Source organism: Aeromicrobium sp. CnD17-E, assembly GCF_024124745.1.
Classification (GTDB): domain Bacteria; phylum Actinomycetota; class Actinomycetes; order Propionibacteriales; family Nocardioidaceae; genus Aeromicrobium.
In genome coordinates this window covers 1-24,316 of record NZ_JAMXRU010000006.1, presented here as the reverse complement: position 1 = coordinate 24,316, position 24,316 = coordinate 1, and the positions used below count along the sequence as shown (strand labels likewise).

At 71.9% G+C, this 24,316-nt stretch carries 23 protein-coding genes and 1 tRNA gene; 14 read left to right on the top strand and 10 right to left on the bottom strand.

The features are described 5' to 3' along the window. Positions 1-13: 13 nt before the first annotated feature. The 3 genes from NH339_RS02530 to NH339_RS02520 are packed head-to-tail and all read left to right on the top strand — an operon-like array spanning position 14 to position 1,471. Positions 14-484 (top strand): hypothetical protein, encoded by a 471-nt coding sequence (locus tag NH339_RS02530; RefSeq protein WP_067856237.1) that lies wholly within the window; start codon positions 14-16, stop codon positions 482-484. Position 485: 1 nt separating this feature from the next. Next, on the top strand, positions 486-1,160 hold the full coding sequence (locus tag NH339_RS02525) for an AzlC family ABC transporter permease (RefSeq protein ID WP_253022163.1): 675 nt from the start codon (positions 486-488) through the stop codon (positions 1,158-1,160). After that, complete coding sequence (locus tag NH339_RS02520; RefSeq protein ID WP_253022161.1) at positions 1,157-1,471, top strand: AzlD domain-containing protein; 315 nt, start codon at positions 1,157-1,159, stop codon at positions 1,469-1,471. Before NH339_RS02525 ends, NH339_RS02520 begins: the two co-directional genes overlap by 4 nt. Positions 1,472-1,486: 15 nt before the next feature. On the opposite strand, the gene lysA is transcribed toward NH339_RS02520, so the two are convergent. From lysA to NH339_RS02505, 3 genes are all read right to left on the bottom strand, one after another. After that, entirely contained in the window at positions 1,487-2,899 is a 1,413-nt protein-coding gene (gene lysA / locus NH339_RS02515) for a diaminopimelate decarboxylase (RefSeq protein WP_374208166.1), read from the bottom strand. After that, positions 2,896-4,560, bottom strand: a complete 1,665-nt coding sequence (argS, locus tag NH339_RS02510; protein ID WP_253022157.1) for an arginine--tRNA ligase — start codon at positions 4,558-4,560, stop codon at positions 2,896-2,898. The genes lysA and argS overlap by 4 nt, the downstream gene beginning before the upstream one ends. Positions 4,561-4,624: 64 nt before the next feature. Further along, positions 4,625-5,017, bottom strand: coding sequence for a response regulator (locus NH339_RS02505; protein ID WP_253022155.1), 393 nt, complete (start codon positions 5,015-5,017; stop codon positions 4,625-4,627). Between the two features lie 81 nt (positions 5,018-5,098). Between NH339_RS02505 and NH339_RS02500 the strand changes: the two genes are divergently transcribed. Then, positions 5,099-5,170, top strand: a tRNA-Arg gene (locus NH339_RS02500). A gap of 355 nt (positions 5,171-5,525) precedes the next feature. Here NH339_RS02500 and NH339_RS18755 read toward each other — a convergent pair. Next, positions 5,526-6,662, bottom strand: a complete 1,137-nt coding sequence (locus tag NH339_RS18755; RefSeq protein WP_253022153.1) for an EAL domain-containing protein — start codon at positions 6,660-6,662, stop codon at positions 5,526-5,528. Beyond that, positions 6,659-7,111, bottom strand: a complete 453-nt coding sequence (locus NH339_RS02490; protein WP_253022151.1) for a DUF952 domain-containing protein — start codon at positions 7,109-7,111, stop codon at positions 6,659-6,661. The genes NH339_RS18755 and NH339_RS02490 overlap by 4 nt, the downstream gene beginning before the upstream one ends. A 67-nt stretch (positions 7,112-7,178) precedes the next feature. Here NH339_RS02490 and NH339_RS02485 point away from each other — a divergent pair, with 67 nt between their 5' ends. The 3 genes from NH339_RS02485 to NH339_RS02475 all read left to right on the top strand — a co-directional run bounded on the left by NH339_RS02485 (position 7,179) and on the right by NH339_RS02475 (position 10,569). Continuing rightward, positions 7,179-8,195: an LLM class flavin-dependent oxidoreductase gene (locus tag NH339_RS02485; RefSeq protein ID WP_253022149.1), complete on the top strand. Its 1,017-nt coding sequence runs from the start codon at positions 7,179-7,181 to the stop codon at positions 8,193-8,195. 786 nt (positions 8,196-8,981) lie between these two features. Beyond that, positions 8,982-10,034, top strand: a complete 1,053-nt coding sequence (locus NH339_RS02480; RefSeq protein ID WP_253022147.1) for an N-acetyltransferase — start codon at positions 8,982-8,984, stop codon at positions 10,032-10,034. Positions 10,035-10,122: 88 nt separating this feature from the next. Then, on the top strand, positions 10,123-10,569 hold the full coding sequence (locus NH339_RS02475) for an OsmC family peroxiredoxin (protein ID WP_253022145.1): 447 nt from the start codon (positions 10,123-10,125) through the stop codon (positions 10,567-10,569). 6 nt (positions 10,570-10,575) lie between these two features. Here NH339_RS02475 and NH339_RS02470 read toward each other — a convergent pair whose 3' ends face one another. Beyond that, on the bottom strand, positions 10,576-11,844 hold the full coding sequence (locus tag NH339_RS02470; protein WP_253022142.1) for a glutaminase: 1,269 nt from the start codon (positions 11,842-11,844) through the stop codon (positions 10,576-10,578). Positions 11,845-11,953: 109 nt separating this feature from the next. Here NH339_RS02470 and NH339_RS18750 point away from each other — a divergent pair, with 109 nt between their 5' ends. The 6 genes from NH339_RS18750 (at position 11,954) to NH339_RS02440 (ending at position 19,789) form a co-directional block, all read left to right on the top strand. Further along, positions 11,954-12,280 carry a hypothetical protein gene (locus NH339_RS18750; protein ID WP_253022140.1) on the top strand — a complete coding sequence of 109 codons (327 nt, stop codon included), beginning with the start codon at positions 11,954-11,956 and terminating at the stop codon, positions 12,278-12,280. 71 nt (positions 12,281-12,351) lie between these two features. Beyond that, entirely contained in the window at positions 12,352-13,416 is a 1,065-nt protein-coding gene (locus tag NH339_RS02460) for a winged helix DNA-binding domain-containing protein (protein WP_253022138.1), read from the top strand. Positions 13,417-13,621: 205 nt separating this feature from the next. After that, the gene (locus NH339_RS02455; RefSeq protein WP_253022135.1) at positions 13,622-17,476 is read left to right on the top strand and encodes a multifunctional oxoglutarate decarboxylase/oxoglutarate dehydrogenase thiamine pyrophosphate-binding subunit/dihydrolipoyllysine-residue succinyltransferase subunit; all 3,855 of its coding nucleotides are present in this window, start codon (positions 13,622-13,624) and stop codon (positions 17,474-17,476) included. A 3-nt stretch (positions 17,477-17,479) separates the two neighbouring features. Continuing rightward, positions 17,480-17,659, top strand: coding sequence for a DUF6104 family protein (locus tag NH339_RS02450; RefSeq protein WP_253022133.1), 180 nt, complete (start codon positions 17,480-17,482; stop codon positions 17,657-17,659). A 275-nt stretch (positions 17,660-17,934) separates the two neighbouring features. Further along, positions 17,935-18,663, top strand: a complete 729-nt coding sequence (locus NH339_RS02445) for an AAA family ATPase (RefSeq protein ID WP_253022131.1) — start codon at positions 17,935-17,937, stop codon at positions 18,661-18,663. Further along, entirely contained in the window at positions 18,656-19,789 is a 1,134-nt protein-coding gene (locus tag NH339_RS02440; protein ID WP_253022129.1) for an SLC13 family permease, read from the top strand. Before NH339_RS02445 ends, NH339_RS02440 begins: the two co-directional genes overlap by 8 nt. Before the next feature lie 21 nt (positions 19,790-19,810). Here the strand turns inward: NH339_RS02440 and NH339_RS02435 are convergent, their stop codons facing one another. The 3 genes from NH339_RS02435 to NH339_RS02425 form a co-directional block, all read right to left on the bottom strand. Beyond that, a complete protein-coding gene (locus NH339_RS02435; protein ID WP_253022127.1) occupies positions 19,811-20,779 on the bottom strand; it encodes a zinc-binding dehydrogenase in 969 nt (322 codons plus the stop codon). A 75-nt stretch (positions 20,780-20,854) separates the two neighbouring features. After that, complete coding sequence (locus tag NH339_RS02430; protein WP_253022125.1) at positions 20,855-22,057, bottom strand: NADP-dependent malic enzyme; 1,203 nt, start codon at positions 22,055-22,057, stop codon at positions 20,855-20,857. A 142-nt stretch (positions 22,058-22,199) separates the two neighbouring features. Further along, positions 22,200-22,634 (bottom strand): hypothetical protein, encoded by a 435-nt coding sequence (locus NH339_RS02425; protein ID WP_253022124.1) that lies wholly within the window; start codon positions 22,632-22,634, stop codon positions 22,200-22,202. A gap of 209 nt (positions 22,635-22,843) precedes the next feature. Here NH339_RS02425 and NH339_RS02420 point away from each other — a divergent pair, with 209 nt between their 5' ends. Then, positions 22,844-23,095 (top strand): WhiB family transcriptional regulator, encoded by a 252-nt coding sequence (locus tag NH339_RS02420; RefSeq protein WP_067856180.1) that lies wholly within the window; start codon positions 22,844-22,846, stop codon positions 23,093-23,095. 114 nt (positions 23,096-23,209) lie between these two features. Here NH339_RS02420 and NH339_RS02415 read toward each other — a convergent pair. Continuing rightward, on the bottom strand, positions 23,210-24,316 hold a 1,107-nt coding region (locus tag NH339_RS02415; protein WP_253022122.1), incomplete at its 5' end, for a sensor histidine kinase.

Genomic DNA, 24,316 nt, shown 5'->3' with positions numbered 1-24,316 from the left:
CTACCCTGGTCCGGTGAGCACGCGCCCGAGCAGCCTGTCGTCGAGCCTGCGGCAGCTGGGGCCCGTCAAGGTGGTCGGACTGGTCACCATCGTCGTGGTCACGGTCGTGCTCGTGTGGGCCGTCCTCGACGTGCGCTCCCTCCTCGCGCAGGCACCGGCCGCGCAGGTCGCGGCCGGACCGGACGCGTCGGCCGGGGCCCGTGGCAGCACGACCGAGCGACAGGTCGCGGTCACCGTCACGTTCTCCGGCACCGGCCCGTTCAACGCCACCGTCGTCGACGCCTCCAAGCGCGAGCGCACGTTCCGCTCGGGCGGCGAGGACGTGAAGGTGACACGCGTCTACGAGGGTGCCGGGCCGTACGTGCTGGCGAGCGTCCAGACCACCGGCAACGCCACGGTCCGCTGCCGCGTCGCCGTCGACGGGAGGCAGACGTCGTCGACCGAGCAGTCGGGCCTCTACGCCCAGACCGTCTGCGCCGGCTGAGGTGGGCGCCGACGACCGCGCCTCCTTCCGGGAGGGGCTGAGGCTCGGGCTGCCGTTCGCGGTGGCCTCCTTCCTGCTGTCGATGTCGTTCGGCGTCGTCGCCCGCGAGACGGGATTCAGCGTGCTCGCCGCCGTCGCGATGTCCGTGCTGGTGTTCGCCGGCTCGGCGCAGTTCGCGGCGGTGGCGGTGCTCGCCGCCGGTGGAGGCGCGGGCGCGGCCGTCGCCGCGGGAACGCTCATGAACTCGCGCTTCCTCCCGATGGGCATCGCGCTCGCACCGTCGCTGCCGGGGCGAGCCTGGTGGCGAGGGCTGCAGGGTCTCGCCGTCGTCGACTCGTCGTGGGCGCTCGCGGCGCGCGGCGACGGCACGTTCGACCGCTGGCGCCTGTTCGGCACCACCGCACCCCAGCTCGTCGCCTGGTACCTCGGCACCGTCGTCGGCGCGTTCGGTGGCGAGCTCATCGGCGACCTCGACCGCTTCGGGCTCGACGCCGTCTACCCTGCGTTCTTCCTCGCGGTCCTGCTGCCCGAGCTGCGCGACCGCGACCGGCGGGGCGTGGCCGTCGTCGGCGGGCTGCTGGCGCTCGCGCTCGTGCCCGTCGCTCCCCCGGGCGTGCCCGTGCTGGCGGCGGGGCTCGCAGCCCTGTGGGGCCTGCGCCGGCGGGAGGCCTCGTGAGCACCATCTGGGTCGCCATCCTCGGCCTCACCGTCGCGACGGCCGCCGTCAAGGCCGTCGGACCGGTGCTGCTCGGCGGTCGCGACCTGCCGGAACGGTTCACCGGCGTGATCGCCCTCATGGCTCCGGCGCTGCTGACCGCGCTGGTGGTGACCAGCGTGCTCGCGGACGGTGACCGGTGGCACGCCGGCGCCGACACGGTCGGCGTCGCCGCAGCCGGCGTGGTCGCCTGGCGCGGCGCCTCCGTGGTGACGACGTTGGCCGTCGCGGTGGTCGTGACGGCCCTGCTGCGCCTCGCGGGCCTGCCGTAGCGGCAGGCCGCGTCGTCAGCCGACGTCGAGCGCGAAGAGGTCGTCCTCCGTCTCGCGGCGCAGGATCAGCCGTGCCTCGCCGTCGCGCACCGCGACCACCGCCGCACGCGGCACGTGGTTGTAGGTGCTCGCGAGCGAGCGGCAGTACGCGCCGGTGCCGGGGACGGCGAGCAGGTCGCCCGCTGCGACGTCGCCGGGGAGGTACTCGTCCTTCACGACGATGTCACCGCTCTCGCAGTGCTTGCCGACCACGCGGCTCAGCACCGCCGGCGCCTCGGAGCGGCGCGACGCGAGGGTGCAGGAGTAGTCGGCGCTGTAGAGCGCAGGTCGCACGTTGTCGCTCATGCCGCCGTCGACCGCGACGTAGCGACGCGACGCTCCCCCGTCGAGACCGACCGACTTGACCGTGCCGACCTCGTAGAGCGTGAAGGTCGTCGGGCCGACGATCGCGCGCCCGGGCTCGATCGACAGGTGCGGCACGGCGACGTCGAGCGCCCGGCACTCCGCGTGCACGATGCCGAGCAGGCTGTCGGCCAGCTCGGCCGGCGAGCGGGGGTCGTCCTGCGTCGTGTACGCGATGCCGAAGCCGCCGCCGAGGTCCATCTCGGGCGGGACGACGCCGAGCTCCTCGATGATCCGCGCGTGCAGGCGCAGCACGCGCCGCGCGGCCACCTCGAAGCCGTCGGCCACGAAGATCTGCGAGCCGATGTGCGAGTGCAGGCCGAGGAACCGCAGGCCCCCTCCGTCGAGCCGCTGGGCGGCGACGATGCGGCTGACGGCGTCGAACGCGGCACCGTCGGCGATGGAGAAGCCGAACTTCTGGTCCTCGTGCGACGTGGAGATGTACTCGTGGGTGTGCGCCTCGACGCCCGCCGTCACGCGGACCATGACAGCCGCCTCGTGACCGGTCTCGGCCGTGAGGGCGACGAGCCGGTCGATCTCCTCGAGGGAGTCGACGATGATGCGTCCGACGCCGGCCTCGAGCGCGCGCCGCAGCTCGGCCACCGACTTGTTGTTGCCGTGCAGCGCGAGCCGTTCGGGCGGGAACCCGGCGCGCAGCGCGACGGCGAGCTCGCCGCCCGTGCACACGTCGAGGCTCAGCCCCTCCTCCTCGACCCAGCGTGCCGTGGCGACGCAGAGGAAGGACTTGCCGGCGTAGTAGACCTCGCACCCCTCGAAGGCGTCGCGGAAGGCTCGCGCGCGGGTGCGGAAGTCGTCCTCGTCGAGCACGTAGAGCGGCGTGCCGAACTCCTCGGCCAGGTCGGTGACCGACTCGCCGGCGACGGTCACGACGCCGTCGACCTTGGAGACGTTGCGGGCCCACAGCTGCGGCACGAGCGCGTCGACGTCGTCGGGGCGACGCAGCCACGCCGGTCCGCGGTCGCCGGCCTGCCCGTGCAGGGCGCCCGCCTCGTGCGCCCGCATCACATGCGCTCCGGGGCCGAGACGCCGAGCAGGCCGAGACCGTTGGCGACGACCTGCCGGGTCGCGTCGACCAGCACCAGACGCGCGCGGTGGACGTCGGTGGCCTCCTCGTCGCCCTGCGGGAGCACGCGGCAGACGGCGTAGAAGGCGTGGAAGGCGGCGGCGGTGCGCTCGAGGTAGCGGGCCACCCGGTGCGGCTCGCGCAGCTCCGCCGCGCGTGACGCCACCTCGGGGAAGCTCGCGAGGGCGCGCAGCAGCTCGCCCTCCTTCTCGTGCTCGAGCAGGCCCGGGTCGAAGCGGTCGAGGCCGTGGTCGACACCGAGGTCGGCGGCGTTGCGCAGGATGCTCGACAGCCGCGCGTGCGCGTACTGGACGTAGTAGACGGGGTTGTCGTTCGTCGTGCTCGCCCAGAGGTCGAGGTCGAGGTCGATCGGCGAGTCCGTCGAGTACCGCGCCAGGGCGTACCGGGCTGCGTCGACGCCGATGGCGCCCACGAGGTCCTCGAGGGAGATGACGGTGCCGTTGCGCTTGCTCATCCTCAGCGGCTGGCCGTCGCGCAGGAGGTTGACCATCTGGCCGATCAGCAGCTCGAGGTTGACGCCCGGCTCGTCGCCGAACGCGGCACACATCGCCATCATCCGCGAGACGTACCCGTGGTGGTCTGCGCCGAGCATGATGAGGCAGCGGTCGAAGCCCCGCTCGCGCTTGTCGAGGTAGTAGGCGAGGTCGCCGGAGATGTACGCGGGCTGGCCGTCGGACTTCACGACGACCCGGTCCTTGTCGTCGCCGTAGTCGGAGGTGCGCAGCCAGCGGGCACCGTCCTTCTCGTACATCTTGCCGAGCTCGTCGAGCCGCGCGATCGCCCGCTCGACGGCGCCGGACTCGTGCAGGTCGTTCTCGTGGAAGTACACGTCGAAGTCGACGCCGAAGTCGTGCAGCGACGCCTTGATCTCCGCGAACATGAGCTCCACGCCCTCGGCGCGCAGCACCTCGGTGGCCTCGGCGTCGGGCAGCGACGCGACGTCGGGGTGCTTCGCCACCACGTCCGCGGCGATCTCGTGGATGTACTGGCCGCCGTAGCCGTCCTCGGGCGCGTCCTGGCCCCGCGCGGACGCGAGCAGCGACCGGGCGAAGCGGTCGATCTGGGCGCCGTGGTCGTTGAAGTAGTACTCGCGGGTGACGTCGGCGCCGGCGAACGTCAGGAGCCGGCCGAGCGAGTCGCCCACGGCGGCCCAGCGCACGCCGCCGATGTGGATCGGACCCGTCGGGTTGGCGCTGACGAACTCGAGGTTGACCTTCTGGCCGGCATAGAGCTCGCTGCGGCCGTACGCGGTTCCGGCCTCGAGCACGTGCGCGGCGACCTGGCCCTGCGCGTCCGCGGCCACCCGCAGGTTGAGGAAGCCGGGTCCGGCGACGTCGGCAGCGCTCACGCCGTCGTGCTCGGCGAGCACCCCCGCGAGGTCGGTGGCGAGGTCGCGCGGGTTCAGGCCCGCCTTCTTGGCGAGCTGCAGCGCGATGTTCGTGGCGTAGTCGCCGTGCTCCTTGACCTTGGGTCGCTCCACACGCACCTGGGCGGGCACGCCGTCGGGGAGGCTGAGCCGTCCCTCGTCGACGAGCCGCTGGAGGGCGGACACGATCACGTCGCTGAGCTGCTCGGGAGTCACCGCACCAGCCTATCGAGCGGCGCACCGCTCCCCGCCCGCGGGAAGCCCCGACGCGACCTGCGCGTCAGGCCTGCGAGCGGCGCTGGATGACGTCGTTCACCGTCGACACCAGGTGGTCGGGGTCGAACGGCTTCGTCACGTAGGCGTCGACGCCTGCGTCGAGTCCTCGCTGGATGTCGCCGGGCAGGTTCTGGGTGCTCACCATGACGATGCCGAGGTGCCGCAGCCGCTCGTCGGCGCGGATCGTGTGCACGGTGCTCACGCCGTCCTGACGCGGCATCATGACGTCGACGGTGACGACGTCGGGGAGGTCGTCCGCGTCGGCCGAGGCCCGCAGTCGCTCGACGCAGTCGAGCCCGTCGACCGCCTCCCGCACGTCGAACCCCGCCAGCTCGAGGTTCGTGCGGATGAGGAACCGGATCGACGCGGTGTCGTCAGCGATCAGGACCGTGGGCACGCGCACCACGGTAGCGGGCGTGGGGTAGGGTCGTACCGCACTCGGCCAGACCGGTCACCGCACCCGCGGAACCGTGCACCGGCCCCCGTAGCTCAGGGGATAGAGCACCGCCCTCCGGAGGCGGGAGCGCAGGTTCGAATCCTGCCGGGGGTACCCATCGCAGCGCACCGCGCCCGTCGCCACGTGGCGACGGGCGGCTGCTGACCTCTCGGTCCCCTCGCCCCGAGGCGGGCCGGAGTGCCCACGCATCTTGCATGTAAACGCGTGTCACATTTTTCTTCCATCCAGGCAGCGCGGAGGTGCTGGACGTCGTAGGCTCGGGCCTGCGCCGGACCGCCCACCCCTGGATGCGGACGGTGCAGCGCCCCTGCTCTCGGACACGGAGAGCAGGGGCGCCTCGCTCCTGGCGCGCTGGAGCACGGGGAACGATACGCCCGTCCCGACTCTCGTGACGGTGTCGCGCGGGGCCGGTCGGGCGGCCGTACGAATGGGCCTCGCAGGCGCCTCGTCAGTCGCAGGCGCCGCGCACGACGTGCGTCACGCCGAGCTCGTCCATCCACGGCAGCTCGGCGTCCGAGACGCCGAGGGCCACGCAGTCGGCGTCGATCTGCGCAGCCAGCGTCGCGATCGACTCCACGAGCACCCGACGGCGGACGTCGTCGGCGAGGCCCTGCACCAGCTCGGGGTCGATGCGGAGCACGTCGGGCGAGAGCAGCAGGATGTGGCGCAGCTCGGCCGCACCGTCGCCCACGCGGTCGACCGCGACGCGCGCCCCCAGCCGCCGCAGGGGCTGCAGCAGCGACGTGAGCTCCTCGTAGTCCTCGATCGTCTCGTCGACGTCGAAGCGCAGCATCAGGCGCGACGGCGGCATGGAGGCGATCAGCGCCTGGAAGGCGGGGTCGCGCAGCGCCTCCGCCGACAGGCTGACGCTCACGACGGGCACCGACGTCTCCTCGACGGCCTTCAGCGTGCGCGACAGCACCGACAGCTCGAGCTCGACACCACGGCCCACCTCGCGCGCCTCACCCAGCCGTCGGCGGAACGGGCGGCCGTCCGCGAAGCGGGCCACGGCCTCGTGGCCGACGACGGCACCGGTGCCCACCTCCGAGACGGGCAGGAGCTCGATCGTCGCGTCCTCCAGGGCGCCGTCGATGGTCTCCGCGAGGTCGGCCAGGTCGGTGAGCCGACCATCGACCTGCTCCTCCATCTCGATGAGACGCATGATGAGCACCGCCGTCGCCCGCAGCACCTCGGCCTCGGCCGGCGACAGGTCCGGGTGCGGGTCGCGCGAGAAGGCGCAGAGCGTGCCGAACAGCTCCCCGCTGCTGCGCGTCATCGGGACGCCCACGTACGCGCCGATGCCGAGGTAGGACGTGTGGAACGCGTCGACCGTGAGCGGCTCGCTGGCCGTGTCGGGGACCACCTCGCCCAGCTGGCCGCTCGTGATCATCTGGCAGTAGGTGCCCTCGTAGGGCTCGCTGAAGCCGACCTGGATCGGCAGGTCGACGTCGGAGACCAGTGCACGGAACGACCGACGGTCGCCCTCGATCTCGCTGATGAAGGCGACGTTGAGGCCGAGCTCGCGACGCACCAGGTCGACCATGGCCGTCGCTGCCGTGCGTGCGTCCGTCCTGAGCCTGCTCACGCGCCTTGCCTCTCGGAACCCCGAACCGTCGTCTCGGAGGTGATCCTAGGGTCTTCCTCCCAGATCCGCACAGCGACGCGACCCTCCCACTCCACCTCTCCGACCGACGTCACGGCGGCGCGGTCGAGCGGACCGAGGACGTGCGGGAAGAGGACGTCGTCGCCCACCCCGGGCGGCGGGACCGGCGACGCCGCCTCGTGCACCACCTCCGCCTGCAGCCGCGTGACGTCGAGGCGCAGGACCAGCAACGGGCGCGGCGCGTCGGCGTAGAACGCCGTGGCCACCGCGAGCGTCGTCGCCTCGTCGGGCGAGCAGTGCACGAAACCCTCGGTGCCGAGCGACGCGGGCGCGTACGGGCGGTCGGGGTCGGCGGCCCAGTCGGACGCCGGCACGAGGTGCAGGATCGTGGTCGGCGTGGCCGGTCGAGGAAGGTCGCCGTCGGGGGTCACGGGGACATGGGACCACGAACACCCTGAGGACGGGAATGCGCCACCCTCGTGTTGCCTTGACGCAGACATGAAGAACATCGGGTTCCTGTCGTTCGGGCACTGGTCGGACTCGCCGCACTCGGCGACCCGCAGCGCCTCGGACGTGCTGCACCAGTCGATCGAGCTCGCCGAGGCGGTGGAGGACCTCGGCGGTGACGGCGCGTACTACCGCGTGCACCACTTCGCGCAGCAGCTCGCGTCGCCGTTCCCGCTGCTGGCCGCGGTGGGCGCCCGGACCAGCCGCATCGAGATCGGCACGGGCGTGATCGACATGAGGTACGAGAACCCCCTGTACATGGCCGAGGACGCCGGCGCCGCCGACCTCATCAGCGACGGACGGCTGCAGCTCGGCATCAGCCGCGGATCACCGGAGCAGGTGATCGACGGCTACCGCTACTTCGGGTACGCCCCGAGCGAGGGCCAGAGCGACGCCGACCTCGCCCGCCAGCACACCCAGGTGCTCCTCGAGGTGCTGAAGGGTCGAGGGTTCGCGGAGCCGAACCCGCGACCGATGTTCCCGAACCCGCCGGGCAGGCTGCGCCTCGAGCCGCACTCCCCCGGGCTGCGTGACCGCATCTGGTGGGGCGCCGGCACCCGCGCCACCGCGGAGTGGACCGCGGAGCAGGGCATGAACCTCATGAGCTCCACCCTGCTCACCGAGGACACCGGCGTCCCGTTCCACGAGCTCCAGGCCGAGCAGATCCAGCGCTTCCGCGACGCGTGGAAGGCCGCCGGCCACGAGCGCGAGCCGCGCGTGTCCGTCAGCCGCAGCATCTTCGCCCTCGTCGACGACCGCGACCGCGCCTACTTCGGCGGCTCGGGCGGCGACGACCAGGTCGGCTTCCTCGAGGGCGGCCGCGCCCGCTTCGGCCGCACCTACGCGGCCGAGCCCGACCAGCTCGTCGAGCAGCTGCGCGAGGACACCGCCGTCGCGGCCGCCGACACCCTCCTCCTCACCGTCCCCAACCAGCTCGGTGTCGAGTACAACGCCCACGTCGTCGAGAGCATCCTGAAGCACGTCGCGCCGGAGCTGGGCTGGCGCTGAGCGGGATCGTCGTGGCGGTCGCGTCCTCCCGGTGACGAGCCTCGTGGGGCGTGGGTGGGGTGGCGTGTGGTGCCGGTGCGCTGCCTGCGGGAGGTCTGATCTTGCCGCTGCGCTGCCGCAGGGGGTCTGGGTTCGGTGGTGCGCTGCCGCAGGGGGTCTCCACCTGCTGGTGCGCTGCCTCGGCTGGCGTTGGGGTGGCCTCCGAAAGGGCCTCGACCGGGCGGCTGGCGACGGCGCTGGTCTGGGGTCTCGGGCTGTGGCTTGGGCACGGAGTGGGCGCAAGATTCTGCGTTCGCGACGGGATCCCCTCGTGAACGCAGAAGCGCTCGAGCTCGGGTACGCGAACGCAGAGACTGACACGCCGGCAGCCCGCTATCGGTGGATCTGCAACCGCAGAACGGTTCCTGCGGTTGCAGATCCACCGATAGGACGCGCGAACGCAGAGCGGTGGATCAAGAACGCAGAAACGAAGAATCGTGCGTCGAGGGCGGACCCAGGCCAGACCCCGAGACCCGAAGCCAGGCCCAGGCCCGCTGCCGGTCGAGGCCCCTGTCGGAGACCACACACAGCGTCAGCCGAGGCAGCGCACCAGCAACCACAAGTCTCCTGCGGCGATGCACCAGCAACGCGAGCGCCCCGCAGGCACCGCACCAGCAGGACGAGAGCCCCGCAGGCACCGCACCAGCACGACCAGCGCCCCGCAGCCACCCCACCAGCAGCCCAAGACCCCCACCTCCACCAGGGCCGACGCGCGCGAGACGGCGGAGGTGGGAGACTCGTGACCCGATGAGCCCAGCAGACGAGACCGCCCCGACCGAGATCGACGTCCCCGACCTGCCCGGCCCCTGGACCGCGCGCGTCCCTACCTACGGTGACGTCGACGCCCTCGTGCGCCTGCGCCACCTCGACGAGCTGCAGGGCACGGGCGAGGCGCACGTCGACCCCGCCGGCATCGAGAACGAGGTGGCTGGGCAGGCGTCGTGGACGCGACGTCAGCTCGTGGCCGTCGGCGACGACGACGTGCCCGTCGCCTGGATCACCGTCCACGACCGCGCGGCGGGACGGGCCCTCGTGTGGGGCTACTTCGACCGCGACGTCGCCGAGGTCGACGAGATCGCCCGCGTGCTCTACGCGTGGGCGGAGGAGGTGGCGGTCCTCATGGCGCGCATCCGCGGCATCGACGCGACCCGCCTCGACGAGAGCCCCTTCGCCGACGACACCCGCCAGGCCGGCTGGCTCGAGCACGCCGGCTACGCCAAGCGGCGCACGTGGCTGCACATGGAGCGGCCCGTGAGCGACGGCGACGCCGACCTCGAGCCCCGCGAGGGCGTGCTCGTACGCACGGTCGAGAAGCACGAGAACGGGTTCCCGGTCGCGTCGGACCTGCAGACGGTGCACCACATGCTCGAGACGTCCTTCGAGGACCACTTCAACAACTACCGCGAGTCCTTCCCCGAGTTCGTGCAGCGCATGCGCGAGGAGCCCGGGCACCGCTGGGACCAGTGGTGGCTGGCGTACGTCACCGACGACAGCGCCGAAGGAGGGGGCGAGCAGGTGCCGGCGGGCACGGTCGTGTGCTCCGTGCTCCCCGGCAAGCACGGCGGACCGGAGGGCACCTACGTCGAGTACATCGGCGTCAACCGGCACGCCCGCGGACGAGGTGTCGCGAAGTCCCTCCTCGCCGCGGTCATCAGCGACGCCGCCCGACGCGGCCGCAACCGCGTCGGCCTGGAGGTCGACGCCGACTCCCCCACGTCGGCCGACCAGCTCTACCTGTCGATGGGCTGGGAGACCGACTACGTGACCGACTCCTGGTTCAAGGACCTCACGCTCGACTGAGGTGGCCCCGCCGCACGAATCAGGTTGCGGGACCTCCTCACGCTCGTAGCGTCGGTGGTACACATCCCACCCACCGGCAGGAGACACCATGCCCACTCGCACTGCTCGCACCGCCTGGGACGGCGGCTTCGAGGACGGAACCGGTCAGGTCGAGCTCACCAGCTCCGGCCTCGGCACGTTCGAGATGTCCTTCCCCAAGCGCTCGTCCGAGGACGGCGGTGGCGTGACCAACCCCGAGGAGCTCCTCGGCGCGGCACACTCCGCCTGCTACACGATGCAGCTGACCGCCGTCCTCGAGAAGAACGGCGGCACGGTCCGCTCCATCGAGACGAAGGCCGACGTCTCGCTCGGCAAGGACGACGCCGACGGCGGCTTCAAGATCCACACGATCGCGCTGACCGTGCGCGGCGAGGTCGAGGGCGTCGACGACGCCACCTTCCAGCAGGCTGCCGAGGAGGCGAAGACCGGCTGCCCGCTCAGCAAGGCGCTCGCCTCGGTCGACCAGATCACCCTCGACGCGACGCTGGAGAGCTGAGCCCGCTCACTCACCGACGGCGGCGGCTGCGTCCTCGAACACCTCGGGGACGTAGCCGTCGCCCGCGTCGGGCCCCTGCCCGTCGCCGCCGAGCACCGCGGACGGGTCGACGAGACGCACGTCGTGCCCGTCGAGGTGCAGCCGGCGCACTCCTTCCAGCAGCATGCGCCGCGCGACGTCGTTGACCCGGTGCACCCGCTCGAGGTCGAGCACCACGGGCTCCTCTCCCTCCGGCTCCTCCTCGAGGCTGCGCAGCACGCGCTCGGCCTCGACGAAGCGCAGGTCGCCGGCGACCTCGTGCACCGCCACGCGCGACGCTCCGCGCTCGACCCGCCGCACCACCGAGCGCGCGACGTCGGAGACCTCCATGAGGTGCAGCCCCATGTCGCGCGACAACCGCTCGAAGACGCGCACGCCCCGCGCGCTGTTGCCGTGCCGGTCGAGGCGCGGGGAGAAGACGGCGATGCCGACCTGGCCCGGCAGGACGCCGATCAGCCCGCCGGCCACGCCGCTCTTGGCCGGGATGCCGACCGTCGTGAGCCAGTCGCCGGCGGCGTCGTACATGCCGCAGGTGGCCATGACGCTCAGAACCTGGCGCGCCACCTGCGGCTCGAGCAGCTGCTCCCCGTCGGGCGCGCGGCCCTGCCCCGCGAGCACCGCGGCCATGCGTGCGAGGTCGCGGACGGTGACCGACACGGCGCACTGGCGCGTGTAGCCGCGCACGACGTCCGGCGGGTCACCGTCGAGGGTGCCGACGGTGCGCAGCATGTAGGCGATCGCCATGTTGCGGTCGGCGGTGCCGAGCTCGGACTCGAACACCGCCTCGTCGACGTCGAGCTCGCGCCCGGCGAGCCGGGAGTAGAAGGAGCGCACCCGCTCGAAGCGCTCGTCGGAGCCAGGACCCTCCACCAGGGCGTACGCCGCGATCGCGCCCGCGTTGATCATGGGGTTGCGGGGACGCCCCGAGCCACGCTCCAGCGAGATCTCGTTGAACGCGTCGCCCGACGGCTCGACGTCGATCTTCTCGACGACGGCGTCCAGGCCCTGGTCGGCGATGGCCAACGCGTACGTGAACGGCTTGGAGATCGACTGGATGGAGAACGCGACGTCGGCGTCGCCGGCCGTGGCCACCACGCCGTCGAGCGTGGCCACGGCGATCGCCAGCCGGTCGGGGTCGGCCTGCGCGAGCTCGGCGATGTAGTCGGCGACCTCGCCGTCGTCGCCACCGCACTCGTCGAGCACCTGGGCGAGGTAGTCCGGGATCGGGGTGCGCATGCGCCGATGCTGCCACGCAGCGGGCGGGTCGCTGGCGTCGGACGGACCGCTCGGCCTAGCGTCGGTGGCGGGCGGGGAGCGGCCTCGTCGTCGACCAGGAGGGGATCCCGTGCACGCACCGCGCAGCACCACCGTCACGACCACGCAGGACGCCGAGCGGACGTTCGCCGCCCTCACGGCGCTCGCGTCCGCGCCGCCCTTCACCGAGGTCGCCCGCGACGACGCGTCGCGCACCGTCGGCTTCACCAGCGGCAAGACGGCGTTCTCGTGGGGCCACGAGTACGTCGCGACGGTGACCTCCACCGACGCCGGGGCGTCCGTCGAGATCACCGCCGGAGGCTTCGACGACAAGCCCAAGGCCCTCCTCGACGGCCGCAAGAACGTCAAGGCCGCGGGAAAGGTGGCGCAGACGCTGCAGGACGCGCTCGGTTCCTGAGACTGCGGTCGCCGGCGAGGCACCCTGCACGGACGAGCGGTCCTGTCCGTGCAGGGTGGGAGCATCATCGGGTGCACCAGTCACTCGCGCCGTACCGGCTGCGGTCCCAGCGTCTCGCAGGCACGCCGCTCGCCGACGCCACGGCGGTGGTCCGCCACCTCGGGGCGGTGCAGTCCCAGGAGCACACCACGGTGCCGTGGAGCATCGCCCGCCGCTGCGGCACCCCTCCCCTCGCCGGCGTCCTCGACGCGCTCCGCGCCGGCGGGGTCGTCCGGACGCACGTCCTGCGCACCACCTGGCACCACGTGCACGTCGACGACCTCCCTCGTGTGGTCGCCGCGACCAGCGACCGCGTCATGGGCCAGCTGCTGCCCCACGTCCGGCGCCAAGGCCTCGAGGAGTCGGCTCTGGCCAAGGCCAGCGAGGTGGTCGTGGAGGCGGTCCGCGACGCTCCGGGGTGCACCCGCGACGACGTCGCCGCCCGCCTGGACGACGCAGGAACGCCGTTCGGCGGCGACCTCCTGGCCCACGTCGTCATGGCCGCCGAGCTCCGTGGCGAGGTGGCCGGAGGCCGTGACCCCGGCGGTCCGCACCGCTACCAGCCCCTCGGGCTCGCGCCCAGCACGGCGGGCGTCGACGCCGACCGGGCGTGGCTCGCCTCCACCTACGCCCGCGGGCACGGCCCCTTCACACCGGCCGACCTGGCGTGGTGGTCGAGCCTCACCCTCACCCAGGCTCGTCGAGCGGTCGCCGACGCCGGGCTGCACGAGGTCGAGCTCGAGGGCCGACGGCTCTGGTCGCAGCACCCGCTGGACGAGCTGCGCGACTCCCGCGCCGACGTGCCCGCCGTGCTGCTGCTCTCGCAGTTCGACGAGTTCGTCTCCTACGCGCGCGACGCCGAGCTCCGCGCGGAGGTCGGCGCGCGGTACACCGCGACGATGTCCGGGGCGGGTCTCCTGGTGCTCGACGGACGACTCTCCGGCCACTGGAGCCGCTGCGTGCGCGCCGGCACCCTCACCGTCGTCGTGCACACCGACGCCGCTCTCTCCCGCCGCCACCGGTCCTCGCTCGACCACGAGGGCGCGGCGCTCGCCGCCTTCCACGGCCTGTCGGACGTCGTCGTCACCGTCGCGTGAGGCTGCCGCGCCCCCGCTCCACCGCGCACGCTCGACCACCCCGATCGACGCGATCGCGCTGCGACGAGGATCACCCCGTGGGACGGTGGGAGACACGGCTCCAGGCAGGGCGAACCGGACGTCGAGCGTCCGGGTCAGCGCGCTAGTCTTGAGTCGCACCGTGTCCAAGTGCGCAGGGAACCAACCGGAAGAGGCGATCGAGGCCGTGGCCGAGTCCTCACATGACCCGTCAACCCCCGACTTCGGGACGAACCAGTGGCTCGTCGAGGAGATGTACGACCAGTACAAGGCGGACCCCGCCTCCCTCGACCCGACCTGGGTGACGTTCTTCGAGGAGGGTGACGGCGCGGCGCTCCTGCGGGGCAACGGCACCGCCCCCTCCACGAACGGGGCTGCGCGCAACGGCACGTCCGCGAACGGCACGTCCACGAACGGCACTGGGCCGGCAGCCGCCAAGGTCGCCGAGAAGCCCGAGGCCGCCCCCGCGAAGACCCCGGAGAAGAAGCCGGAGCCTGCCGCACCGGCACCTGCTGCCAAGGCGGCCCCCGCGCAGCAGGCCGCGCCGAAGAAGGCCGAGCCCGCGCCCGCGAAGCCCGCGCAGAGCAAGGCCCCGGAGAAGAAGCCGCAGGCGGCTCGTCCCGCGCCGCGCTCCACCGACCCGAAGTCGACGTCGGCCGCGCCCCAGCCCTCGGGTCCGGGCGAGGTCGAGCGCGTGCCGCTCAAGGGCGCCCCCGCGCGCACCGCTGCCAACATGGACGCCAGCCTCGAGGTCCCCACCGCCACGAGCGTGCGCTCGGTGCCGGTCAAGCTGCTGTTCGACAACCGCATCGTCATCAACAACCACCTCGCCCGCGCTCGCGGCGGCAAGGTGTCGTTCACCCACCTCATCGGCTACGCCGTCGTGAAGGCCCTCACGGCGATGCCGGAGATGAACACCGGCTACGACACCGACGAGAAGGGCAAGCCGGTCCAGCTGAAGCCCGAGCACGTCAACTTCGGCCTCGCGATCGACACGAAGAACGCCAAGGGCGAGCGCCAGCTCCTCGTGCCGTCCATCAAGGCCGCCGAGACCATGAACTTCGCCCAGTTCTGGCAGGCGTACGAGGCGATGGTCAAGAAGGCCCGCGACGGCAAGCTCGAGGTCTCCGACTTCCAGGGCACCACCGCCAGCCTCACCAACCCCGGAGGCATCGGCACCAACCACTCCGTCCCGCGGCTCATGAAGGGCCAGGGCGTCATCGTCGGCGTCGGCTCCATGGAGTACCCGCCGGAGTTCCAGGGCGCGTCCGAGCACACCATCGCCCACCTCGCCGTCAGCAAGATGATGACGCTGACCTCGACCTACGACCACCGCGTCATCCAGGGTGCGCAGTCGGGCGAGTTCCTGCGTCGGATCCACCAGCTGCTCCTCGGCGAGGAGGGCTTCTACGACGAGATCTTCCAGGCGCTGCGGATCCCCTACGAGCCGATCCGCTGGGCCCAGGACATCGCCGTCAGCCACGACGACGAGGTGCACCGCCAGGCGCGCGTGCTCGAGCTGATCCACGCCTTCCGCGTGCGCGGCCACCTCATGGCCGACACCAACCCGCTCGAGTACCGCCAGCGCAGCCACCCCGACCTCGACACCGCGTCGCACGGCCTGACCCTGTGGGACCTCGACCGCGAGTTCGCCACCGGCTCGTTCGCGAGCGGCACGGGCAAGCGCTTCATGAAGCTGCGCGAGATCCTCGGCGTCCTGCGCGACTCCTACTGCCGCTCCATCGGCCTGGAGTACATGCACATCCAGGACCCGGGCGAGCGTCAGTGGCTGCAGGACCGCATCGAGGTGGGCCACACGAAGCCCCCGCGCGAGGAGCAGCTGCGCATCCTGCTCAAGCTGAACCAGGCCGAGGCGTTCGAGACCTTCCTGCAGACGAAGTTCGTCGGCCAGAAGCGCTTCAGCCTCGAGGGCGGCGAGACGACCATCCCGCTGCTCGACGAGATCTGCGAGGAGGCAGCCGCCGACGGCCTCGAGGAGGTCTGCATCGGCATGGCCCACCGCGGCCGCCTCAACGTCCTCGTCAACATCGCGGGCAAGAGCGCCGGCACGGTGTTCCGCGAGTTCGAGGGCAACATCGACCCCCGCACGGTGCAGGGCTCCGGCGACGTCAAGTACCACCTGGGCGTCGAGGGCGAGTTCCGCTCCGAGCACGGCGACACGATCAAGGTGTCGGTGGCCGCCAACCCGTCGCACCTCGAGGTCGTCGACCCGGTGCTGGAGGGCATCACCCGCGCGAAGCAGGACCGTCTCAACCGCGGCGCCGAGTTCCCGGTGCTGCCGGTCCTCGTGCACGGCGACGCCGCCTTCGCCGGCCAGGGTGTCGTCGCGGAGACGCTCAACCTGTCGCAGCTGCGCGGCTACCGCACGGGCGGCACGATCCACGTGATCGTCAACAACCAGGTCGGTTTCACGACGAGCCCGTCGTCGTCGCGCTCCTCGACCTACTGCACCGACGTCGCCCGCATGGTCCAGGCGCCGATCCTGCACGTGAACGGTGACGACCCGGAGGCGTGCATCCGCGTCGCCGACCTCGCCTACGAGTACCGCAAGACGTTCAACAAGGACGTCGTGATCGACCTGGTCTGCTACCGCCGCCGCGGCCACAACGAGGGCGACGACCCGTCGTTCACGCAGCCGCTGATGTACGACACGATCAACGCGAAGAAGTCGGTGCGCAAGCTCTACACCGAGGCCCTCGTGGGTCGTGGCGACATCACGATCGAGGAGGCCGAGGCCGCCCTCGCGGACTACCAGTCCCAGCTCGAGCGCAACTTCGCCGACGTCAAGGAGGCCACCTCCTCCGACGCCGACTACACGCGCACCCCGGACTACCCCGAGAAGCCCGAGCAGGAGGGCGCGCTCGAGACGGCCGTGTCCCCCGAGGTCATGAAGGCCGTGTCGTCGGCCTACACCTCCGTGCCTGACGGCTTCACGGTCCACCCGAAGGTGCTCCCCCAGCTGCAGCGTCGCGCCCAGTCCATCGAGACGGGCCCGATCGACTGGGGCACGGGCGAGATCATCGCGTTCGGATCGCTGCTGCTCGAGGGTCGCCCCGTGCGCCTCGCCGGCCAGGACTCGCGGCGTGGCACGTTCTCCTCGCGCTTCGCGACGATCATCGACCGCAACAACGGCAGCGAGTGGACCCCGCTGTCGCACGTCGGCGACGAGCAGGCGACGTTCTACATCTACGACTCGCTGCTCAGCGAGTACGCCGCGCTCGGCTTCGAGTACGGCTACTCGGTGGCGCGTCCCGAGGCGCTCACCCTGTGGGAGGCGCAGTTCGGCGACTTCGTCAACGGCGCCCAGTCGGTCATCGACGAGTACATCTCCTCCGGTGAGACGAAGTGGGGCCAGAAGTCCGGCGTCGTGCTGCTCCTGCCCCACGGCTACGAGGGCCAGGGGCCGGACCACTCGTCGGCGCGCATCGAGCGGTTCCTGCAGCTCGCCGCGAACGACGAGATGACGATCGCCCAGCCATCGACGTCGGCGTCGTACTTCCACCTGCTGCGTCGGCACACGCTGGAGGGCCAGCACCGTCCGCTCATCGTGTTCACGCCCAAGCAGCTGCTGCGTCGCAAGAGCGCGGCGTCGCAGCCGGACGAGTTCACGTCGGGCCAGTGGCGTCCGGTGATCGGCGACGACTCCGTCGACGCCGAGAAGGTCGACACGGTGCTGCTGTGCTCGGGCCGGATCGCGCACGACCTGTTCGACGAGCGCGCGAAGCGTGAGGGCGACGACCCGACGACGGCGATCGTCCGCCTCGAGCAGCTGTACCCGCGCCCGGTCGAGCAGATCAAGACCGAGCTCGCCCGCTTCAGCGGCGTGAAGAACGTCCGCTGGGTGCAGGACGAGCCCGCGAACCAGGGTCCGTGGCCCGACGCCGCGCTGCACTACCCCGACGCCGTGGCGTCCGGTGCGCTGACGCTCGTGTCGCGCCCGGCGTCGTCGACGACGGCGGTGGGCTCGAAGTCGCGGCACGACGCCGAGCAGCGCGAGCTGATGGACGCGGCGTTCGCCTGAGCCGTGTACTTCACCGACCGAGGCATCGAGGAGCTGGCGGCCCGCCGCGGCGAGGAGGAGATCTCCTTCGCGTGGCTGGCCGACCGGCTCGTCGAGTTCGTCGACCTGCACCCCGACTTCGAGGTGTCGGTCGAACGGCTGGCCACCTGGCTCGCCCGCCTCGACGACGATGACGATCTCTGAGCGAGCTTTGCGAGCGAACGAGATCGGCAGGTCGAGTCGTGCACGCCGAAGGCGTCGGTCTGTATCGAGACCTGGTGGGCGTCCAGACCCCATCACGCGTGGGTAGGAACCGCTGAGCCGCTGCCGAATGGTCTCGCTCCATCGCGGCTACGCCGCTGCTGCGACGGCTCCACAGCCCCGGCGAGCTCGCTGGCGCTCGCCGCCGGAGCTACTCGACCACCGGAGGCGGCAGGCGTGCCGCTGCTCCTGTCCTCCCCCACTGCCACACTGTCCCGGTGAGGTTCGACCAGCCGCCCGTCGTCCGGGTGATCCCGGAGCGTGCGGACGGTCTCGACCCCTGGCTCGCCGACGTCCCCGCCGTCCAGCAGGTGCTGCGCGACGGCCTCGACCTTGCGCCCGGGGTCACGTTCCTCGTCGGTGGGAACGGGGCCGGGAAGTCGACGATCGTCGAGGCGGTGGCGATCGCCTACGGGTTGTCGCCGGAAGGAGGCAGCCCGCACGGGCAGCACAGCTCGCGCCCGAGCGAGTCCGCCCTGCACACGGCGCTGACCCTCCAGCGGGGCGTCGGGAGCGGGCGGTGGGGCTTCTTCCTGCGCGCCGAGACGATGCACGGCTGGTACACGTACCAGGAGGGCGTCGGCGGGCCCGACCTGCACGCGATGAGCCACGGCGAGTCCTTCCTGGAGGTGCTGCGCCGTCGCTTCGACTCCCCCGGCTTCTACTGCCTCGACGAGCCGGAGGCGGCGCTGTCGTTCTCGTCCAGCCTGGCGCTGCTGCGCACCCTTCACGACATCGCGGCCACGGGAGGTCAGGTGCTGTGCGCGACCCACTCCCCCGTCGTCGCGTCGTTGCCCGGGGCTCGGATCCTGGAGGTCGGTCCGTGGGGGCTGCGGGACACGAGCTGGGAGTCGCTCGACCTCGTCACCCACTGGCGTGCGTACCTGGAGGCACCGGGACGCTACCTGCGGCACGTGCTCGCCGACGACCGGGACGACGATGGCTGAGCGCGGCGTCGCGGCTCGGGTCCGGCACCTGCTGACCGTCAATCCCTTCCTCACCGCGACGGCCGTCGCGGCCGCCTTGACCTGCCTGCTCGTGCCGCCCAGTGCGGAGTACCTGCACTATCCCGAGTACCGCACGCTCGTGGGGCTGTGGTGCTTCCTGACGGTGATCAGCGCGCTGGACCGGACGCACCTCGTCACCGCCGCGGCGGAGGGTGTCGTGGGGGTGCTGCGTGGTCGACGGACGCTCGTCGTCGGGCTCGTCCTGCTGACCGCGCTCGGGTCGATGCTCATCACCAACGACATGGCGCTGCTGACCTTCCTCCCACTGTCCGCGCTGGCCCTGCGCGCGACGGGCGACGAGCAGCACCTCGCGTACGTCTTCGTGCTGCAGACCGTCGCGGCGAACCTCGGCGGCATGATCACGCCGTTCGGCAGCCCGCAGAACCTGTTCCTCTACCAGTACTTCCACCTGTCCGTGGGTCAGCTCGTCGCCGTCATGGCGATCCCGTTCGCGCTGTCGATCGCGCTGCTCGTGCTCGCGTGCCTGCGCGTCCCGGGCGGCGCCATCCGACCGGTGACCTCCCGCACGCCCGTGCGCTGGCGACCGGCGGCCGTCCACCTGGTCCTGTTCGCCGTGGCCGTCGCGCTCGTCGTGCGCGCGCTGCCGGTCTGGGCGGGCCTGGTGGTCGTCGCGGTGGTGGCCGTCGTCGACCTGCAGGCGCTGCGGTCGGTCGACTACGGGTTGCTCGCGACGTTCGTGCTGTTCTTCGTCTTCGCCGGCAACCTCGAGCGCGTGCCGCAGGCCAGCGGCGTCTTGCAGGACCTGCTGCAGGAGCACGTCCTGCTGTGGAGCGTGGCCGGGAGCCAGCTGATCTCGAACGTGCCGACCGCGCTGATCTACGCGCCCTTCACCGACGACTGGCGTGCGCTCCTGCTGGGCGTCAACGTCGGCGGGGTCGGCACGGTGGTGGCGTCGCTCGCGAGCCTGATCACCCTGCGCCGCTACCAGCTGCTGCGACCCGGCGGCACCCGCGCGTTCCTCGGCCTGTTCACCGTGGTGAACGTGCTGTTCCTGGTGGTGCTGCTGGGCGCCACGAGCGCCCTGCTGGCCGCCGGCGTCCTCTGACGTCGGCGGCCGGGCGCCGGGTCAGAGGGTGAGGACGATCTTGCCGAAGACGTCGCCGTCGACGACGCGCTGCAGGCCCTGGGCGGCGTCGGCCATGGGGATCTCGCTGTCGATGAGCGGGCGCGTCCCGGTGACGTCCATGAACTGCGCGAGCGCGTGGAGCTCGTCGCGCGTGCCCATGGTGGAGCCGTGCACGCGCATCTGCTGGAAGAAGATGCGGGTCAGCTCGGCCGCCTTCGGCGCGTCGCCCGACGTCGCGCCGGAGATGACGATCGTGCCGCCCGGACGCATCGACTTGACCGAGTGCGACCAGGTGGCGGCGCCGACCGTCTCCATGACGGCGTCGACCTTCACCGGCAGGCGCGCCCCGGACTCGAAGACCTCGTGCGCACCGATCTCGAGGGCCTTGGCGCGCTTGTCCTCGTCGCGGCTCGTGGCCAGCACCCGGAAGCCGGCCGCGCGGGCCAACGTGATGACGGCGGTGGCGACACCGCCGCCGGCGCCCTGCACGAGGACGGTGTCGCCCTGCTTGAGCCCCGACTGCGTGAACAGCATCCGGTAGGCGGTCAGCCAGGCCGTGGGAAGGCACGCCGCCTCGCTGAACGACAGACCTGCCGGCTTCGGCACGACGTTGCGCGTGGGCACCGCGACCTTCTCGGCGAACGTGCCCTGGTGGCGCTCCGACAGCAGCGAGCGCCTGGGGTCGAGCGTCTCGTCACCGCGCCACGACGGGTCGCTGACGACGGCGTGCACGAGCACCTCGTTGCCGTCCTCGTCGTAGCCCGCCGCGTCGCAGCCGAGGATCATCGGCAACGACTCCTCGCGCAGCCCCACGCCGCGCAGGCTCCACACGTCGTGGTGGTTGATCGACGCCGCCTTGACGGTCACCGTGGTCCAGCCGTCCGGCACCTCGGGGTCGGGACGGTCCCCGACCACCAGCCCCTCGAGCGGGTTCTCGGGGTTGATCTGACCGGCGTAGACGGCGAACATGCGACTCCTTCGAGCAGGGCGACGGCCAGGCGGAGCCCGGCCCCGGATGAGGTACCGCGTCCAGTATCGAGCGGATCAGTACGGACGGCGCGCGAGGCCCTCGCGGCGGGCGGTCTCCGTGACGGCCCGGCTGACGACGTCGGCCACCCGCGGGTCGAAGGGCGACGGGATGACGTAGGACTCGCTCAGGTCGTCGCCGACGAGCTCGGCGATCGCGTGCGCGGCCGCCAGCTTCATGCCCTCGGAGATCGCCGTGGCACGCACCGCGAGAGCGCCGCGGAAGATGCCCGGGAACACCAGGACGTTGTTGATCTGGTTCGGGAAGTCCGAGCGGCCCGTGGCCACGACCCGCGCGTAGCGGTGCGCGACGTCGGGGTGCACCTCGGGGTGGGGGTTCGCCATCGCGAAGATGATGGCGTCGGGCGCCATGCGCGCGACGTCCTCCTCGGGGATGGTGCCGCCGGAGACGCCGATGAACACGTCGGCCTTCTCCAGCGCGTCGCCCACGGTGCCGGGACGCGCCCAGTCGGCGGTCTGGTCGGCGAGCCACTGCTTGACGCTGTTGAGGTCGTCGCGCCCGGGGTGGATGACGCCCTGGCGGTCGACGACGCTGATGCGGTGCACGCCGGCCGACTGCAGGATCTTCGCGATGGCCACACCGGCCGCACCGGCACCGGAGATGACGACCTTGAGGTCCTGCATGTCGCGGTCGGTCAGGCGGACGGCGTTGATGAGCGCGGCCAGCGTGACGACGGCCGTGCCGTGCTGGTCGTCGTGGAAGACCGGGATGTCGAGCCGCTCGATGAGCCGCTGCTCGATCTCGAAGCACCGCGGGCTCGAGATGTCCTCGAGGTTCACGCCGCCGAACGTCGGCGCCATGCGCACGATCGTCTCGACGATCTCGTCGACGTCGGTCGTCGCCAGCGCGACCGGGATGGCGTCGACGCCGCCGAACTGCTTGAACAGGACGGCCTTGCCCTCCATCACCGGCATCGAGGCGGCCGGGCCGATGTCGCCGAGACCGAGCACCGCGGTGCCGTCGGTGATGACCGCCACCGTGTTGGACACCCAGGTGTAGTCGTGCGACAGGTCCGGGTCGGCGGCGATCGCCTCGCACACCCGCGCGACGCCCGGCGTGTACGACATCGACAGGTCGTCGGCGTCACGCAGCGGTACCGTCGCGGCGACCTGCATCTTCCCGCCGCGGTGCAGCGCGAACACGGGGTCGGTGGGGTCGAACGCGTCGAACGTCGAGGTGGTGGAGTCGGTGGCGACCATGGGGCGGCAGCTTCTCTCTCGCTGAGGGCGGGGGCTCACGGGGCGGACCCGGAGCAGGACGGCGTCGACGCGGCCCGCGACCGGTAGGTGCACGGCGGGCCCGCGGACACGGGAGCGCGGCAGGTGATGCCGTCGCCCATTCTCACACGGGATCGTGGCGTCCGAGCGCCTGGGTGACCGGAGGTGACAGGAGGCACACCAGCGCGACGGCCGCGCCGCCCGCCAGGGTCGGGGTGATCCACGAGGCGTCGCCGCGGAAGTTGAACGACAGCGCCAGGCACAGGAGCTGGGAGAAGACGAGGAAGCCGCGCGGCCAGGCTCGACCCCGCAGCACCTGGACGACGGCCACCAGCAGCAGCACGCCGAGCGCTCCGAGGAAGACTGCGGTGCTGACGCCCAGACCCACTCGGTCGGCCTCCACCGACGCCAGCTCGAGCACCGTGATCGCCAGCAGACCAGCCGCCTGCAGCGCCACGACGACGCCGGCCACGAGCAGCAGCGTCCGGGCGCGCCCCCGGGGCGCGACAGGGTCGTCGCCGCCCTGGTCGGAGGGGGTCGGGTCGCTGGTCTCGCTCACCCCGCCAGCCTAGGACCACGCCCCGATGCCACCCGGCCCAGGACCGCGATCTCCCCTTTGGTATGACCTGTGTGACTCAACAGACATCGACCCACCGTGCTATCCCTTGTGCGACGCGCCTTTTGTTGAAACGATGAACGCGGCGCGTTGGTCTTCCCCTGGGCGGACATCCCTGCGCGCCTGCACACACAAGGGAAGGAGCTGTCGTCATGGACTGGCGCCACCACAGCGCATGTCTCGATGAGGACCCCGAGCTCTTCTTCCCCATCGGCAACACCGGCCCCGCGATCATGCAGATCGAGGAGGCGAAGGTCGTGTGTCGCCGCTGCGACGTCCGTGAGCAGTGCCTGCAGTGGGCACTCGAGTCCGGTCAGGACCATGGCGTCTGGGGAGGCATGAGCGAGGACGAGCGTCGTGCCCTCAAGCGTCGCAACGCCCGGGCGCGTATTCGCACCGCCTGAGACGTTCCACGCCGCACGCGTCCGAACCCCGTACCCGAGCCCGGGTACGGGGTTCTCGACGTCCGGGGCCCTGTGCCACCCGACTCTGTCGAGGACGAGGTCGACGTCGAGGTCTCAGAGCGTCAGCGTGATGGCGACCGTCGCGCCGCGCCCGGGGCGCGACTCGAACCCGAGCTCGCCCCCCAGCTCGCTCTCGACCAGCGTGGAGACGATCGAGAGGCCCAGGCTGCGCGTCGGGTCGAAGTCGGCCGGCAGCCCCACCCCGTCGTCGCTCACCCGCATGCGCAGCCGGTCGCGGATGCGGTTCACCGCCACCGTCACCCGACCGGCGCCGTCGGGGAACGCGTGCTCGGCGGCGTTCTGCACGAGCTCCGTCAGCACCATCGCCAACGGCGTCGCCACCTCCGCCGGCAGCAGGCCGAACGCCCCGATCCGTTCCGCCCGCACCTGAGGACCCCCGACGTCGAGCACCGACCGCAGGAGCCGGTCGGCGATGTCGTCGAACGCGACGCTCTCGTCGAACCCCTGGCTCAGCGTCTCGTGGACCAGCGCGATCGAGCCGACGCGCCGCACGGCCTCCTCGAGCGCCGCCCGCGCCTCCGGCACGTCCATGCGCCGCGCCTGCAGCCGCAGCAGCGCGGCCACCGTCTGCAGGTTGTTCTTGACCCGGTGGTGGATCTCCCGGATCGTCGCCTCCTTCGACAGCAGCTGCTTCTCCCGCAGCCGCAGGTCGGTCACGTCGCGCAGCAGCACCACGGCACCGTCACGCTCGCCGCGACCCCGCGCGCCCTCGCGGGTCACGGGGATCACCCGCAGCAGCAGCGTCGCCTCCGCTCCGACCACCTCGGCCTCCGCCGGCGCCATGCCCCCCAACGCCGCCGCCGTGCTCAGGTCGGTCGGCGTGCGGCCGACGCACGCGGCCGTCACCTCGGCGAGGTCGACGTCCTGCAGGTCGCCGTGCAGGCCCAGACGACGGTAGGCCGAGAGGGCGTTCGGGCTCGCGTACTCGACCGTGCCGTCGGCGCGCGTCCGGATGAACCCGTCGCCGACCCGCAGCGAGTCGGCCAGGTCGGAGCGGCTGCCCGGTGTCGGGAACTCGCCACGCGCGACCATGGCGACCAGGGCCTCCGCGCACGCCCGGTACGTCACCTCGAGGTGGCTCGTGGCCCGCGCGTCGCGGCCGCTGCGCACCGCCAGCACCGCGATCGTGTCCGGGCCCCG